This is a genomic window from Ruegeria sp. BB1 (genome assembly GCF_056539465.1).
On the sequence record NZ_JBQFVB010000001.1, the window covers coordinates 1057972 to 1073971 of the forward strand.

Genomic DNA, 16000 nt, shown 5'->3' on the forward strand with positions numbered 1-16000 from the left:
CCACTGACCTCTCCCTGTATCAGAGCCATGCGCCTCCCCGGCGTGTGGCTCACCTTTTTTCCACCCCCCAAAAACGCAAAAAAGCCGGAGCGATAACCCCGGCCTTTTCGTTTATTTAGGTGTCAGTTACTCGCCCAGGCTCAGCGCCACAAAGCGCGGTTCACCGCCACGGCGTACTAGCAACAACAACGACTTGCGGCCTGCCTCACGCGCTTCTTCCATGCGGGCCTCGAGATCTTCAATCGAACTGACCTTCTGCTGACCGGCTTCGGTAATCAGATCACCGGCGCGCAGCCCCTTGGAATAAGCTTCGGACGCTTCGTCCACCGCAGTCACAACCAGCCCTTCTGCCTCCGCATCCAAATCAAGATCGGTGCGCAACGTATCCGTCAGGGGTGAAATCGTCAGGCCCAGAATATCGGCGTTTTCCTCAGGCGCGGCATCTGGTGTTTCCTCTTCCTCGCTATCCGCGCGTTCCGCTTCCTCTCGACGGCCCAGCGTGACCAAAACGGTCTGAGTGCCCCCGTCGCGATGCACCACAACACGAACCGACTTGCCAACCGTAGTCTCGCCCACCTGACGCACCAGACCGCGCGTATCTTCGACCTCCACCCCGTCAAAGCTGAGGATAACGTCACCCGCAAGCAGGCCCGCATCTTTGGCCGGACCGTCCGGTACATCGCTGATCAGCGCGCCGCCAGGTTTGTCCAGCCCCATCGCCTCGGCCATGTCCTCGGTCACGTCTTGAATGCGCACGCCCAGCCAGCCACGGCGGGTTTCACCGAATTCGCGCAGTTGGTCGACGACCTTAACGACCACGTTGGACGCCATCGAGAACCCGATCCCGATGGAGCCGCCATTGGGCGACAGGATCGCGGTGTTCACGCCGATCACCTCGCCGTTCATATTAAACAGCGGCCCGCCCGAGTTCCCCCGGTTAATGGCTGCGTCCGTCTGAATATAGTCGTCATAAGAACCGCTCAGCGCCCGGTTGCGGGCCGACACGATACCAGCCGAAACAGAAAAGCCCTGTCCCAGCGGGTTACCCATGGCAATCACCCAATCCCCCACACGCGCAATGTCGCTGTCACCGAATTGCACATATTGCAGCGGACCCGAGGCTTCGACCTTGAGCAGCGCGATGTCTGTTTTTTCATCTGTGCCAATCACCTTGGCGGGCAACTCTTTCTTGGGCTGGCCGTCGCCTGGAAAGAATTCCACAAGGATTTCATCAGCTTCCGCAATGACGTGGTTGTTGGTGACGATATAACCGTCCTCGGAAATCACAAAACCCGATCCCAGCGCATTGCTGCGGCGTGGGCGGTCGCCCTCTTCACCATCTCGGTCCTGAAACTCGCGAAAGAAATCCTCGAACGGAGAGCCTTCGGGCACGATCCCTTGCGGGCCAGTTTGCCCTTCGATCAGGGTCGATGTGGTGATGTTCACCACTGCCGGGCTGATCTTTTCGGCCAGCGGCGCCAGGCTTTCGCTCCGCGCCTGCGCGGCGACGGATTGGGCCAGAACAAGCAACATCCCCGCAAAGGCCAACCACATCAGCCGCATGAAACCAACACTGTCGTCCCTTTGGACGGAAATACTGCGCGCTTGTGCCTGCACTTGGGAACTCCTTGTCGAACAACGTCATAAGGGTGCCGCATAGCAACCCCTCTTGGAAACCAATGTAGTCAGTTTACCCAAGCCCGCAACTCGGGATCGCGGGGAATTCACCGGCAATTGGAATCAACGTGTCAAAACCCGAGCTGAAATGCACCCCACAACAACACCAGACCGCTGACAACACACAGCAGACCGGCCAGACGACGGGCCTGTTCAGGCAGTGACCGAAGCGCCTCAAGCACACGTTCAATAAGCGAAGGGGCCAGCGCATAGGCCAGCCCCTCGACAATCAGTACCAGCCCGAAGGCCAGAAGGATCAGGCCCATTACCGACCAGCCTGCCCGGTGGGTGACTTCAGGTAATTGAAGAACTCGGAGTCCGGGCTCAGAACCATCGAACTGTTGCTACCGCCCAACGCATTTTCATAGGCCGACAAAGAGCGGTAGAATTCAAAGAACTCAGGGTCCGCGCCGTAAGCTTCGGCAAAGATCGCGTTACGTTCGGCATCTGCTTCACCGCGGATGATCTCGGCCTCACGACGAGCATCCGACACCAGTTCAACCACAGTACGATCCGCCTGGGCGCGCACTCGCTGGGCCGCCTCGTTACCACGGGCGCGTTCATCGGTCGCCTCGCGTTCACGCTCGGCCTTCATCCGGTCAAAGGTGGCCTCAAGGTTGGCTTGCGGCAGGTCAGTTGCTTTCAAGCGCACGTCGATGACGTTAACGCCCAGCGCCTGCGCTTCGGCAATCGCGCTATTGCGGATGCGCAGCATCAAGGCGGCACGGTCGGAACTCAGGATATCGCGGGACGAAACCGAACCCAGCACTTCGCGGGTTTCGGCGCGCAAGATGCGATCCAGACGATCCTCGGCGACCGGGATACCGCCAACACCGACGGCCTGACGGAAGCGGTTCAGATCGGAAATCCGGTAACGTGCAAACGCATCAACAACCAAACGACGGTCATCCAGTGGCGTTACTTCAAGCGGCTGCACGTCGATCGATAGGATACGGTCGTCATAGCGTACAACTTCCTGAATCAGCGGAATCTTGAACGCCAAACCGGGCTCTTCCTTAACCGCAACGACGCGGCCAAATTGCAGAACCAGCGCACGTTCACGTTCGTCCACGATGAAAATCGAGGACAGGCCGATTACACCCAGGATCACAACCAAAATGAGGATTATAGGTGACTTACGCATCAGTTGCTCTCCTCAGTCTGATTGCGGCGCAGCTCATTGAGCGGAAGATAAGGCACCACGCCCTGCCCCGACCCTGTCGAGTTCTCGTCGAGGATGATTTTATCCACGTCGCCCAGAACCTGCTCCATGCGCTCCAGATACAGACGCTTGCGCGTCACGTCGGGTGCCTTGGAGTACTCTTCCAGAACCGCGCTAAAGCGGCTGGCCTCACCCTGCGCGCCATTGATCTGCTGGGCGCGATAGGCTTCGGCCTCTTCCAGAACCTGTGCGGCTTCACCTCGCGCCTCGGCCAAAACGCGGTTGGCATAGGCATCCGCAACGTTCTGCAGGCGGTCACGTTCTTGCGCCGCCGCCTGAACATCACGGAACGCTGCGATCACGTCCTGTGGAGGGTCAGCCTTGTCAAAGTTCACGCGGACAATGTTCACACCAGAATCGTAGCTGTCCATTGTCAGCTGAATCAATTCCTGCAACCGGTCTGCGATAATGCCCCGGTCCCTGTTCAGAATCGGTGCCAACTCGCTTTGTGCGATGATCTCGCGCATCGCCGATTCAGAAACGGCCCGAATCGTCTGACGCGGATCGCGCAGGTTAAACAGATATTTAGCCGGATCGTTGATGTTCCAGACAACCTGATAGTCGATGTCGACCACATTTTCGTCGCCAGTCAGCATCAGACCATCGTCACTGCCGCGCGCACCGCCCATGTCTTCATTCTGTTCACGGGTTACCGGGATCACCTCGGCGGTCACAAACGGCCAAGGCGCAAAGTTCAGACCCGGATTCCCAACGGCCGAAAATTCACCCAAGAACAACTCAACCGACTGTTCTTCCGGTTTGACCGTGTAGAAGCTTGCAGCTCCCCACAGACCCGCGGCAACCAGCAAACCAATCACCACCGTGCCTTTGGTGAAAACCGGACCACCGCCGCCCGCTCCCTGACCGCCGCCACGGCCACCGCCGCCGCGACCGCCCATCAGAACGCGCAGCTGCTCTTGGCCTTTTTTCATCAGCTCATCGATCTCGGGGATCTGCGGGCCGTCGCCTTCGGGAGGCTTGCGTCCGTCCCCATTATTACCCCGATTTCCTCCGCCTCCAGAAGAGCCTCCGCCCCCCCAGGGGCCACCGCTGTTGCCCGCCATATGTATCTGTTCCTTCGTGTTGGACCGTGTGATCACGGTGTCCCTTGTAACTTGTGTGCGCGCGCTTGCAAATCAAGCAGTGCGAACAGGTTGCCGCATTGTCACCAGTTCTTCGGCCATAACCGGGTGAACGGCAACCGTGCGGTCGAAATCTTCCTTGGTTGCACCCATTTTAACGGCGATTCCTGCCAGCTGGATCATCTCGCCCGCGCCCGGTGCCACGATATGGCAACCCAACACCTTGCGGGTCGCCTGACTGACGATCAGCTTCATCAGCACCCGCTGCGTTCCACCCGCAAACGCCTTTTGCATCGGCTTGAACGAGGTTGCATATACCTCGACCGGTTCTTGCGCGGCAGCGTCTTCCTCGCTCAATCCCACGGTACCGAACTCCGGTTGGGTGAAGATCGCGGTCGGGATCAGCTCGTGATCGACCGGCGTCGGGTTGCCTTTGAACACTGTTTCGACAAAAGCCATGCCCTCGCGGATCGCAACCGGTGTCAAATTCACCCGATCTGTCACATCCCCAATTGCAAAGATCGAAGGCACGCCCGTCTGGCTGTATTCGTCCACAACGATCTCGCCCTTACGACCCCGTTCAACGCCCACTGCCTCAAGCCCTAGGTTGTCGGCATTGGGCGCACGACCAGTGGCGTACATGACAACATCGAATTGATCCTCGGTGCCGTCGGTGGCTTTGACGCGAATTTGGTCACCTTCCTTGGTCATCTCCAACACATTGGTGCCCAGACGTACATCAATACCGTTCTGGCGCATTTCCTCGCAGATCAGGCCGCGTGCTTCCTCATCAAAGCCGCGCAGAATTTGCGCGCCGCGGTAGAACTGAGTGGTCTTCACACCCATCCCGTTCATGATCCCTGCGAACTCGCTGGCGATGTAGCCGCCACCGACGATCAAGATGGATTGAGGCAATTTCTCAAGATGGAAGATTTCGTTTGAGGTGATGGCCAGATCCGAGCCCGGAAACTCGGGCACGACCGGACGACCGCCGGTGGCGATCAGGATGTGCTTGGCCGTCTTACGCGTGCCATCGGCCAGCTCAACCGTATGCGCATCAACCACATGGGCACGCTGATCAAAGCTTTCGACACCGTTGTTTTTCAGGATATTGCGATAAACACCTTCAAGCCGATCCAGTTCCGCGACCAGCTTGTCGTGGAACGTGTTCCAATCAAGCCCGCCGGGTTTAACATCCCAACCATAGGCTTGCGCGTCCTGCATTATCCCTGAGAACTCACTGGCAAAGACCATTAGCTTTTTCGGAACACAGCCTCGGATGACACAGGTCCCGCCATAACGATCCTCTTCGGCCAGCGCCACCTTGGCACCATTCTCACCAGCAGCCACACGCGCTGCGCGAACCCCGCCCGAGCCGCCTCCGATGACGAACAGATCATAATCAAAGCTCATTTACCGTGCCTCTTTCAGTTTTCAGCAAGCGCCATCAAAGCGACGCCACGGGTGTATCTTATTGCTCACCACAGTCCAGACCGTTCTGGTGAGACAGTTGATCTTGCCAGGACGCAAAAAAAAATCGGCCAGTAATGCTCAACCGTCCTTACGAACCGCTCAGATATGGGTTTCGCCATAGATTGCAACTGGAGGGGCATGCTCTCGAATGTGCCGTCCGGTTTTTGGAAACTGACTTCGCCGAATTGTAATGCCGAAAGCTCTGACATTCGTCAGTCAGCCAAATCCGAGAACAGGTTCTCACCACTGTCCACCAATTCGTCCAGCTCGGTGGTACCCGCGTTGATGTCGCGCAGTTCGACCCGGCCGTCCCCGTGGCCAATCACGACCTTGTCACAGATGTCGATGAACAACCCGTTCTCGACCACACCTGGCACCTGATTAAGCACCAGCGCCAACTGGCGCGCGTTGCCGATGCGCTGCAGGTGCAAATCCAAAACGTGGTTGCCTTCATCTGTCACAAAAGGGGCTTCACCATCCATCCGAAGCATGGCCGAAGTGCCCAGAACATCCATCGTGTCCAGCACCTCTTGGATCAAAGTGCGGGTGGTTTGCCAACCAAAGGGGATCACCTCGACCGGCAAAGGGAAGGCGCCCAGGGTTTCGACCTCTTTGCCGGCATCGGCGATGACGACCATCTGGTCGCTGGCCGTGGCGACGATCTTCTCCTGCAGATGCGCGCCACCGCCACCTTTGATCAGGTTCAGTTCGCCATCGAATTCATCCGCGCCATCAATGGTCAGATCCAACCACCCCGCCTGATCCAATGAGACCACTTCGATCCCGACTTCGCAGGCCAGTTGCGCGGTGCGGATCGACGTCGGAACACCCTTGATCCGCAGCCCTTCTTTTTTGACCCGCTCACCGATGCGACGCACCATCCAAGCGGCTGTTGACCCTGTCCCCAGACCTACACGCATTCCGTCTTGCACCATGTCAGCAGCGCGACGAGCGGCGACATATTTGGCGTTATCGATGGGTGACAGATCACGGGTCATGGCAGCGTTTCCCTTTATTACTGCCAGACTTATACGAAATGCGGCCACCAACCGCGAGTGCCAAATCGCCGCCATCACGCGTAAACATGCGTGGAAAATACGCGTTTCCGAAGGGAAACGTCGCAATCGAGGCTTCCGGCATTCGCCCCGCAAGTTACATAGGGGCCATGACCGCGCCCTATCGCCTTCATTATGCCCCCGACAACGCCTCGCTGGTGATCAGACTGGTGTTGGAAGAGATGGGCCTTCCTTTTGAGACCGTACTGGTGGACCGCCGCCGGAACGAACAGGACAGCGCGGCCTATCGGGCCTTGAACCCGAATGGATTGATCCCGGTGCTGGACACCCCGCAAGGACCGATCTTTGAAACGGCAGCCATTTTGTTGTGGCTGGCGGATACGCACAAGCAACTGGCCCCTGCCCCCAACAGCCCGGATCGGGTGGCGTTTCTGAAATGGCTGTTTTTTGCGTCCAACACGCTGCACGCCGATCTGCGCATTCTTTTCTATGCTGAAAAGTACATCGACCCCGTGCAGGCCGAGACCCTGCGTGAAGGCATCCGCCCGCGCCTGCGCCAACATTTGCGGGTACTGGATGCCGAAGCCCAGAAAGCGCCGGATTGGCTGCAGGCCGACACCCCATCGGTTTTAAGCTTTTATCTGGCGTGCCAAATGCGTTGGATGGCGCTGTACCCCGCCAGCGCGGATCGCAGCTGGTTTCAGCTCAGGGACACGCCCCATCTGCAGGACATCCTGACGCGGCTGGATTCCCGACCTGCAACCCAAGCCGCCATCGCGGCCGAGGGGTTGGGGGTTACGCCGTTCACCTCACCACGTTACGCTACACCTGAAGAAGGCTCAGCTACCTGATATGTTTCTATCTGTCTTCGATATGTTCAAAGTGGGCATCGGCCCGTCATCGTCTCATACCATGGGGCCGATGGTGGCCGCCGCGCGTTTTCTGGACATGATGCGCGCGTCCCCGTTCGAATTTGCGGGGCTGCGCGGATCGCTGCACGGCTCGCTGGCTTTTACTGGGGTCGGACACGCCACCGACCGTGCCACCATTCTGGGACTGGCCGGGTTTGTGCCCGACACCTACGACAACGATAAGGCCGAGGCCGCGCTGGCCGAAATTTCCAAGACGCACTCGGTGACGCCCGAAGGGTTGCCGACGCTTCAGTTCAACCCAAAGACTGACCTGATCTTTGACTATGACAACAACCTGCCCGGCCACGCCAATGGCATGATCCTGATGGCCACCGACGCACAAGGCGATGTGATCCTGCGGCAGGTTTACTACTCGGTCGGCGGTGGCTTTGTCCTGACCGAAGAGGAACTGGCCGAAGGCAAGGCAACCGACGAGGGCGACCCGGTCCCGTTCCCGTTCAAATCCGCCGCCGAAATGCTTGAGATGGCAAAGACCAGCGGCAAAAGCATCGCTCAGATGAAGCGCGATAATGAAATCGCGCGCGGCTGTGCCGATAGCTTTGCCAAAGGCACTGCGCGTCTGTGGGAAGTTATGAACAATTGCATCGAGCGCGGCCTGAATACTGACGGCATTTTGCCCGGTGGCCTGAACGTGCGACGCCGCGCCAAAGGCATTCACGATGCTCTGCTGGCCGAGCGGGGCATGAACCTGAACGCGCCGCACACCATCAATGACTGGATGAGTGTCTATGCCATGGCGGTGAACGAGGAAAACGCCGCTGGTGGGCAAGTCGTGACCGCCCCGACCAATGGCGCGGCAGGTACGATGCCTTCGGTGCTGCGCTATTACCTTGATCACGTGCCCGGCGCGTCGGAAAGCCATATCGAGGATTTCCTTCTGACCGCTGCCGCCATTGGCGGACTGGTGAAATATAACGCCTCGATCTCTGGCGCCGAAGCGGGCTGTCAGGCCGAAGTCGGAAGCGCATCAGCCATGGCTGCGGCAGGTCTGTGTGCCGTCATGGGTGGAACACCGGAACAGGTTGAAAACGCAGCTGAAATCGCGCTGGAGCATCATCTGGGCATGACCTGTGACCCGGTTGCCGGGTTGGTGCAGGTTCCGTGTATCGAACGCAACGGACTGGCGGCGATCAAAGCCGTTTCCGCAGCATCGCTGGCGTTGCGTGGCGATGGAAAACACTTCGTACCGCTGGATTCCGTGATCGAGACTATGCGCCAGACCGGCCATGATATGCACGAGAAATACAAGGAAACGTCACTGGGCGGCCTGGCGGTGAACGTACCCAACTGCTGATGCCGCAGTAAGGGGGATATCATGCGGGGACATTGTCTGTGCGGCACCATCCGGTACGAGGTTACGCCTCCGGTCCTGTCCTGCGTTACCTGCCATTGCGACAGTTGCAGACGGCAATGCGCCGCGCCGATGACCACCTATTTCGGCGTGCGCGACGGCCAGTGGCGCTGGACCGGGGACGAGCCGAAAACCTTTACCTCTTCGCCCGGAGTCACCCGCAGTTTCTGCCCCAATTGCGGCACTCCGATATCATTCCGATCACAAGCCATGTCGGACGTGCTGCATCTGTACGTGGCAACACTGGAAGACCCAAACCAGTTGGAGCCAACGTTGCACGTGGCGCATGAGGAAAAGCTGAACTGGCTGATACTGGGTGACGGCCTGCCCACTTGCATCGGTCCAGACTATACCAAGGTTCAACCCCTGCCCTAGACGCTTCCCACCGGGCCCCAAACCCCGTAGCGTCGCCCGTATGACACAGGATCGTCCGGTCTTTGGCATCATCCTGATGCTTGGCTTTTGCATCATCGCGCCGATGGGCGACGCGATGGCAAAGCTGTTGGCCGAAACCACACCTGTCGGCATGCTTGTCTTTGTCCGCTTCGCCGTTCAGGCGCTGGTGCTGGTCCCACTGGCCGTATTGACCGGGCGATCCCTGCGCATGCGTGGCCGTATCCTGTGGCTGACATTTATTCGCACGGTTCTGCATATCCTCGCCCTTTCAGCCATGTTCAGCTCACTGCTTTTCCTGCCGCTGGCCGACGCGATCGCCATCGTCTTTGTCATGCCGTTCATAATGTTGATCCTGGGCAAATACATACTGAAGGAAACCGTTGGCCCACGCCGCCTGATAGCCTGCGCCGTTGGCTTTGTTGGGACCTTGCTGGTCATTCAGCCCAGCTTTGTACAAGTGGGGGCCGCAGCCCTGCTACCGCTTGTGGTAGCTTTGCTCTTTTCCCTGTTCATGCTGGTGACGCGCCAAATCGCCAAAGAAACAGACCCAATCACCCTACAAGCGGCATCGGGCATGATGGCTATAATCCTAATGCTGCCAGTTCTGTTGGCCGGAACAATCGGCGGCAGTTGGGCCGTATCGCTGATCTTACCTCCCCCGGACATTCACCTTTTGCTGATCGCAATCGGGCTGCTGGGAACCGTCGCGCATCTGTTGATGACATGGTCGCTGCGCTTTGCGCCGTCGGCAACGCTGGCCCCGATGCAATATCTGGAAATTCCAATGGCCACCCTATTCGGCTGGCTAATCTTTCATGACCTGCCCAACGGGATCGCGGCCATCGGCATAGCCATCACCATTGCCGCGGGCCTTTACGTCATTCTGCACGAGCGGGCCAACGCCCGGTCAGCTCCGACAGAAACGCCTGCATGATCTGATCCAAGGCGTTGCGCGGAACCATGACCAAAAGGCCGGGCCTGTCCACCTCCAGTTCTACATCAGCCAACGCGCGATTGGAGGTCCCGACGCGACCGCTCGGCTCTAACACCAGATCATCAATCGGCCATTCCAATCCACGGCTGCGCCCCGTTACCCTCTGAAACGGAAACAGCGAAACCACATCGCCGGGTGAAAGGTCAAAAGCGATCCGCGGTGGGGCGTGGAACACGACTTCATGCTCCCCTAGCAAAATGCACGGACGATCCTGAAGTCGGATCAAAGCGCTCAGCACCGCCAATTGGTGATCCAGCCGCCCGCCCAGAAACCCAACCCCTAGCACTAGCGGCGCCTCGACACTGCGCAGGGTCTTGTCGAAATCCGTGCTGTCCTGCTCGCGGATCGGAAACAATCGCTCTGCCGGAATTCGGTCGCGATAGGCGCTGCTCAGCGAATCAAAATCACCGATAACCGCATCCGGCATCCGCCCCGAATCCATCAGCGGGATCGCTCCGCCATCCGCGGCAACAACGGTATTGACGCGAATCAGCGCCAAATTTAGGTCATCTGGACCGATTTCTCCGCCTCCGACCACTGCGATTGGCTCCTCAGACCGTACAATCGACTGATTTTTTTTAAGATTGATCATTTTTCCCGGATTTGGACACATTGAGACCACAAAATGGTAGGTTCATGCAGAGAGTTTCGAGCCATAGGTGTGCCCTCTATTGGGTGGGTGGCTCTTGTAGTTTGTAGAGGACGTGCGTCTGATGGTACAGAATAACAAGGTTTTGACCGTTTCTTATGGAACCTTCTCGTGCACTTTGGAAGGCTTTGATGATTCCTTTGAAACGATGAAAGCGATTGCCGAATACTTCCGCGATCTCGCGGCTGATGATCGCTACTTTGGTTCTGAACCCCCACAGCCTGACACCGAAATGCTGACACGGATCGCGCAGCGTGACGCATCCCGCAGGGTCGAAGCCAGTCAGAACGACTCTGGCCTGCTGATCCGCGCAACCGAAGAAAACGCCCCATCCCCCCAATCCGCCGCCAGCGCTCAGGGTTTGAATGTTATCGACACGCCGCCCTCTTCTCAGCCCGTTTTTTCTGACGCGGAAACCGTAGAAGATGCCCCGGCGCCTGCCGCTGACAGTATTGCCGCCAAGTTGCAGCGCATCCGGGCCGTTGTCTCTCACTCCGAAGAAAACTCGGTCATCTACACGGAAGACGAAGACACGACCTTGATGAAAAGCGCCGCTCCGTCTGATGCAGTGGCTGCGGCCTTCGCAGCTGGTTCGCTTGACCCCGCGGATCTGGACGACACTGAAGAGGCCAGCGCGCACGTCGAAACGCAAGACGAAGCACCGAAAACAGAAGAAGCCGAGGCTGAGATGCCTCAGATCGAAGAATACGAAGCACCTGCACTGGAAGTCGAAGCCGAGGATCTGGATTCAGAGGTGTTTGACGCGACATCGGAAGACCAGACCGAAGCGGAAGAGGAAGACACATCCGACGTGCTGTTCTCGGACCTTGAAGACATTGCGAAAAGCGATTCTGAAGAGGAAGCCAACATTCTCGATGACGGCGGCGCAGATGAAGACGTCGTCGAAGCCACCGACGAAGGTGTGTTGACGGAAGAGGATGAAGTCGACCTGCTGGAAGAGATTTCAAGCGTGGAAGCTGTACTGGCAAAACGCTCGGCCAATACAGACACTGAAACGTCAGATCTGGATCGGGACGTATCGCGCCTGATGGATAAGGCCGGCGAACAGTTGAACGACCCGGACACCAGCGATCAGCGCGAGGCCTACACGCATCTGCGGGCGGCCGTCGCCGCAACCGAAGCTGAACGTGGCGACGGTAAGGCCACAGCACAGGACAGTGAAGAACAGGGCTATCGTGGAGATCTTTCCTCGGTCGTCAGCCCTCGCCGCCCGGAAATTCAGGTCACCAGCATGCGCCCCAGCAGTGACGATGCAGCCCCTCTTAAGCTGGTCGCTGAACAGCGCATCGACAATCAAACCGTAGACGCCGGACCAGTTACCCCTCGCCGCGTAAAATCCGAAACTGAAGCCGAAGACGAAACACCCGAGGAAGGTGGCTTTGCTCTGTTCGCGCAGGAACAGGGCGCGCAGTCCCTCCCCGACTTGCTTGAGGCTGCCGCCGCGTACCTGTCGTTCATCGAAGGTCAGGAACAGTTTTCGCGCCCGCAGTTGATGAACAAAATCCGTTCGCTCAAGCAAAATGACTTCAACCGCGAAGAAAGCCTGCGGTCCTTCGGTCAGTTGCTGCGCGATGGAAAGATTGAAAAAGCGGGCGGCGGGCGTTTCGCGGCCTCGACCCAGATCGGGTTCCGCCCGGATGACGAGCGCGCCGCGGGATAATCCCCCCAACTGGTACAATAGAAAAAGGGCCAGAGGTTACTCTGGCCCTTTTCTCTTCATCACCTGAATTGCCGGTGATCAATCCGAGTTTTGCTCTGGGTCTTCTTTGCCAACACCTTTGAAAACAAATTTGAACGGCAGCGCCCACACGATGCCTAAACCAACATAGACCAGCAGTTCCAACCAAATGGGCGGACGGTCGAGCCAACTCACCACCGTTACAACCGCCACAATATAGATGGGAAGCCCAATCAACAGCAGCACCAGCGACCAACGCCGCCGGGCCTTGTAGCTCAGACCGGATTTACCGTGATCGCTCATCAGTCGGCAAACGGGTCAGTCACCAGAATGGTGTCGTCCCGCTCCGGACTGGTAGACAGAAGGGCCACGGGACACTCGATCAACTCTTCAACGCGACGTACGTATTTGATCGCGTTGGCAGGCAGATCGGCCCAGCTGCGTGCGCCTTCGGTGGATTCACTCCACCCCGGCATTTCTTCGTAGATGGGTTTGCAGCGCGCTTGTTGATCAGCTGCGGTAGGCAGATAGTCCAGACGCTCGCCATCCAGCTCATACCCCACGCAGATTTTCAGTGTCTCAAACCCGTCCAGCACGTCCAGCTTGGTCAGCGAGATGCCGTTTACACCACTTGTCGCGCAGGTTTGCCGCACCAAGCAGGCATCGAACCAGCCACAGCGACGTTTGCGGCCTGTGGTTGTGCCGAATTCGTGTCCACGTTCACCAAGGCGTTGACCGTCCGCGTCATCCAATTCGGTCGGGAACGGTCCTTCACCCACGCGGGTCGTATAGGCTTTGACGATACCGAGAACGAAATCAATCGACCCTGGACCGATACCCACACCAGTCGCCGCCTGCCCCGCGATCACATTGGACGAGGTCACAAACGGATAGGTGCCGAAATCAATATCCAGCAGCGCGCCTTGCGCCCCTTCAAAAAGGATACGCTTACCAGCCTTGCGCTTTTCGTTCAGCACCTTCCAGACCGGAGCGGCAAACGGAAGAATTTGCGGCGCGATCTCTTTCAATTGGGCGATCAGCGCGTCCCGGTCAACGGGCTCGATCCCAAGCCCCTTGCGCAGCGGGTCGTGGTGTTGCAGTGCACGATCCACGCGCGCCTCAAGCGTGGCTTCATCAGCAAGATCGGCAACACGAACAGAGCGACGGCCCACTTTGTCCTCATACGCCGGACCAATTCCGCGACCGGTCGTCCCGATCTTGGTGCCCTTGCTGGCAGCTTCTTCGCGCGCACGGTCCAGCTCGCCATGGATAGGCAGGATCAGCGGCGTATTCTCGGCAATCATCAGAGTCTCGGGCGAGATATCGACACCTTGCGCCCGAATGGTTCCGATTTCCTTGATCAGGTGCCACGGGTCCAACACAACACCATTGCCAATGACACTCAGCTTGCCGCCCCGCACGACGCCTGAAGGCAACGCATGCAGCTTGTAAACTTCACCATCAATGACCAGCGTATGACCGGCATTATGCCCGCCTTGAAAACGCGCGATCACGTCTGCCCGTTCGCTGAGCCAGTCGACGATCTTGCCTTTTCCTTCGTCGCCCCACTGGGCGCCGACAACAACCACATTGGCCATATCCGGTCCTTTTGCGCTGAATTATCAAACTCGGCTCATATAGCGGGGTCAAAGCGGCAGGGAAACCGGTAATTCGCCGCAGTTCAGAACCGCGCAATGTGCGGTGCCTCCGGCGGGGATAGTTTCGGCCAGATAAAGTATGGCTCCCCTGTTCATCCGGCCTCAAATATCTTGGAGGAGTCGCCCAGAACAGGCGGCGGGGGCAGCGCCCCTCCTATTCGCCTGCCGCCAAATGCACCGGTTGACCGTGTGGCGTCGTCAAATAAGCCTCTTCCCAAGCATTTCTCATGCGTTGAATGTCACCTGGTAACGTCGAACCTTGTTCGACCAACAATTGCTCCAAGTTCTCCAGCCACGCGTGAAAATAATCATTCCCGCCATCCAGTTCCTTGTCCAACCCGTGCAATTTCAAAGTATGCGAAAATCGATCGGCCCAATCTGACCACTCGAATTGTCCAGCTTCGTTCAATGCAACTGTCAGGGCGAAGACCTGCGCATGCCAGGGTTCGGCAAAAACCGGCTCTGGTGCGGAATGGGTGGTACAGGTGCTCATACGGGCTCCAGATAGCTTTGCCACAAGTCCAGAACGACCTCGTCTTTGGGATGCTCCGGGTCAGCCCACAACTCGGACGCGGCAAATGCCACCGCATAAAGGGGTTCTGGCGCCTCGCCCAAACCATGTGCATTTGAATCTGGCAACACATGCGTACCGTGCAGCCGCAAAATTCGGCCATTTGCACCCGATGCATAGATTGGCAGTCGCGTATGGCCGCCACTCACTAGACGATTGGCTGCCGGATCCACAGTTCGGACATTCTGCCCGACTTCAAACTGTATCGGCACGTCCGAAGCCCGGTCTGCTGGCCCGCCTTTGGCCAAGGCTCCCGAGACGGTCCCGGCTTTCAGAACACGGGCTGCCAACGGGTGTGGGTCGTCGGTGCCTGCGCCCGACAAATCATCCAAGGTCAGCACCCCCTTTTCGACCAGCAGGTCGGCCAGACCGGATATCCACTTTTCATAGTAAGAGAACCGTGCGTAGTCCTTGGGCGACAGCGTTTCGCGCGCGTGGCGCGAGACATCAATATTCCATTGCCCCAGAAACCCGGCCGCCAGGGTCACGGCCAAGGCACGACCATGCCAGTCCTCGGCAAAGACCGGGGCGCCTTCGGCCTCGGGCGTAACCGGACCGTCCCCAAACCGACCACCCATATCGTGAACACGGGTCATGACGGCACCTTAGGCAGGCCCGTGCCAATCATGCTGTCACGGGTAACAAGCGCAGCAAGGTCCTCTTCTCCCAGCCCTTCTGTGCCTTCCGGGCGCATGGGAAGCACGAGGTAGCGAATCTCTGCGGTCGAATCCCATACCCGCACGGATGATTCTGGCGTCAATTCGACACCGAATTCGGCCAAGACTTTGCGCGGCTCACGTACCGCTCGAGCGCGGTAGGCGTCGGACTTGTACCAACCCGGTGGAATACCCAGCAAAGGCCACGGGTAGCAGCTGCATAGGGTACAAACGACCATGTTGTGCTGTTCCGGCGTATTCTCGACCACTACGATATGTTCGCCCTGCCGCCCGTAAAACCCAAGATCAGCGACAACAGACGTCGCGTCTGCAAGCAGGGCTTGCTTGAACGCAGAATCGCCCCACGCCTTGGCGACAACGCGCGCGCCGTTCTGTGGACCGATCTTGTTTTGATACGTGTCGATAATCTCATCCAGCGCCGCCGGGTCGATCAGACCCTTACGGGTCAGAATCGTCTCAAGCGCTTTAACTCGAAGCGCGGGATCGGGCGGCAACAGGGCGTGCGGGTGGTCGTGATCGTCATGAGGCATGGCCGCAGCCTGCGTTACGTATCATCCGCCTGTCCAGTCCCTTTGCTGTGATCTGGAATATCACCGTTCGTGA

General features: G+C 58.3%; 17 protein-coding genes. 5 read left to right on the forward strand and 12 right to left on the reverse strand.

The window, feature by feature from the left end; translation table 11 throughout:
• Positions 1–126: 126 nt before the first annotated feature.
• The 6 genes from ACR0AL_RS05240 to rpiA form a co-directional block, all read right to left on the reverse strand.
• Positions 127–1563 (reverse strand): DegQ family serine endoprotease, encoded by a 1437-nt coding sequence (locus tag ACR0AL_RS05240; protein ID WP_217354016.1) that lies wholly within the window; start codon positions 1561–1563, stop codon positions 127–129.
• Positions 1564–1748: 185 nt separating this feature from the next.
• Positions 1749–1943, reverse strand: coding sequence for a DUF2065 domain-containing protein (locus tag ACR0AL_RS05245; RefSeq protein WP_480662202.1), 195 nt, complete (start codon positions 1941–1943; stop codon positions 1749–1751).
• A complete protein-coding gene (gene hflC / locus ACR0AL_RS05250) occupies positions 1943–2821 on the reverse strand; it encodes a protease modulator HflC (protein ID WP_170348295.1) in 879 nt (292 codons plus the stop codon). Before hflC ends, ACR0AL_RS05245 begins: the two co-directional genes overlap by 1 nt.
• The gene (gene hflK, locus ACR0AL_RS05255) at positions 2821–3963 is read right to left on the reverse strand and encodes an FtsH protease activity modulator HflK (RefSeq protein WP_170348294.1); all 1143 of its coding nucleotides are present in this window, start codon (positions 3961–3963) and stop codon (positions 2821–2823) included. Before hflK ends, hflC begins: the two co-directional genes overlap by 1 nt.
• A 72-nt stretch (positions 3964–4035) precedes the next feature.
• A complete protein-coding gene (gene gor, locus ACR0AL_RS05260) occupies positions 4036–5394 on the reverse strand; it encodes a glutathione-disulfide reductase (protein ID WP_480662204.1) in 1359 nt (452 codons plus the stop codon).
• Positions 5395–5666: 272 nt separating this feature from the next.
• Positions 5667–6452, reverse strand: a complete 786-nt coding sequence (gene rpiA / locus ACR0AL_RS05265) for a ribose-5-phosphate isomerase RpiA (RefSeq protein ID WP_170348292.1) — start codon at positions 6450–6452, stop codon at positions 5667–5669.
• 167 nt (positions 6453–6619) lie between these two features.
• Here rpiA and ACR0AL_RS05270 point away from each other — a divergent pair, with 167 nt between their 5' ends.
• From ACR0AL_RS05270 to ACR0AL_RS05285, 4 genes are read left to right on the forward strand one after another with little or no spacing between them, the layout of a single operon-like run.
• Positions 6620–7321 carry a glutathione S-transferase family protein gene (locus tag ACR0AL_RS05270; RefSeq protein WP_170374757.1) on the forward strand — a complete coding sequence of 234 codons (702 nt, stop codon included), beginning with the start codon at positions 6620–6622 and terminating at the stop codon, positions 7319–7321.
• A gap of 1 nt (position 7322) precedes the next feature.
• Positions 7323–8696: an L-serine ammonia-lyase gene (locus ACR0AL_RS05275; protein WP_170374755.1), complete on the forward strand. Its 1374-nt coding sequence runs from the start codon at positions 7323–7325 to the stop codon at positions 8694–8696.
• A 21-nt stretch (positions 8697–8717) separates the two neighbouring features.
• Entirely contained in the window at positions 8718–9128 is a 411-nt protein-coding gene (locus ACR0AL_RS05280; protein WP_480662206.1) for a GFA family protein, read from the forward strand.
• Positions 9129–9168: 40 nt separating this feature from the next.
• Complete coding sequence (locus ACR0AL_RS05285) at positions 9169–10083, forward strand: DMT family transporter (protein ID WP_226688608.1); 915 nt, start codon at positions 9169–9171, stop codon at positions 10081–10083.
• Here the strand turns inward: ACR0AL_RS05285 and ACR0AL_RS05290 are convergent.
• Entirely contained in the window at positions 10028–10735 is a 708-nt protein-coding gene (locus tag ACR0AL_RS05290; protein WP_480662208.1) for a thiamine diphosphokinase, read from the reverse strand. The genes ACR0AL_RS05285 and ACR0AL_RS05290 overlap by 56 nt on opposite strands.
• Positions 10736–10856: 121 nt before the next feature.
• Here ACR0AL_RS05290 and ACR0AL_RS05295 point away from each other — a divergent pair, with 121 nt between their 5' ends.
• Entirely contained in the window at positions 10857–12473 is a 1617-nt protein-coding gene (locus ACR0AL_RS05295; RefSeq protein WP_480662210.1) for an RNA polymerase sigma factor, read from the forward strand.
• 78 nt (positions 12474–12551) lie between these two features.
• On the opposite strand, the gene ACR0AL_RS05300 is transcribed toward ACR0AL_RS05295, so the two are convergent.
• From ACR0AL_RS05300 to nthA, 5 genes are all read right to left on the reverse strand, one after another.
• Complete coding sequence (locus ACR0AL_RS05300; protein ID WP_170357820.1) at positions 12552–12794, reverse strand: DUF2842 domain-containing protein; 243 nt, start codon at positions 12792–12794, stop codon at positions 12552–12554.
• On the reverse strand, positions 12794–14089 hold the full coding sequence (locus ACR0AL_RS05305; protein WP_170348284.1) for an adenylosuccinate synthase: 1296 nt from the start codon (positions 14087–14089) through the stop codon (positions 12794–12796). Before ACR0AL_RS05305 ends, ACR0AL_RS05300 begins: the two co-directional genes overlap by 1 nt.
• 214 nt (positions 14090–14303) lie before the next feature.
• Positions 14304–14642, reverse strand: a complete 339-nt coding sequence (locus ACR0AL_RS05310; RefSeq protein WP_170348283.1) for a nitrile hydratase accessory protein — start codon at positions 14640–14642, stop codon at positions 14304–14306.
• Entirely contained in the window at positions 14639–15316 is a 678-nt protein-coding gene (nthB, locus tag ACR0AL_RS05315) for a nitrile hydratase subunit beta (RefSeq protein ID WP_480662212.1), read from the reverse strand. Before nthB ends, ACR0AL_RS05310 begins: the two co-directional genes overlap by 4 nt.
• A complete protein-coding gene (gene nthA, locus ACR0AL_RS05320; RefSeq protein ID WP_170348281.1) occupies positions 15313–15927 on the reverse strand; it encodes a nitrile hydratase subunit alpha in 615 nt (204 codons plus the stop codon). Before nthA ends, nthB begins: the two co-directional genes overlap by 4 nt.
• Positions 15928–16000 lie beyond the last annotated feature (73 nt).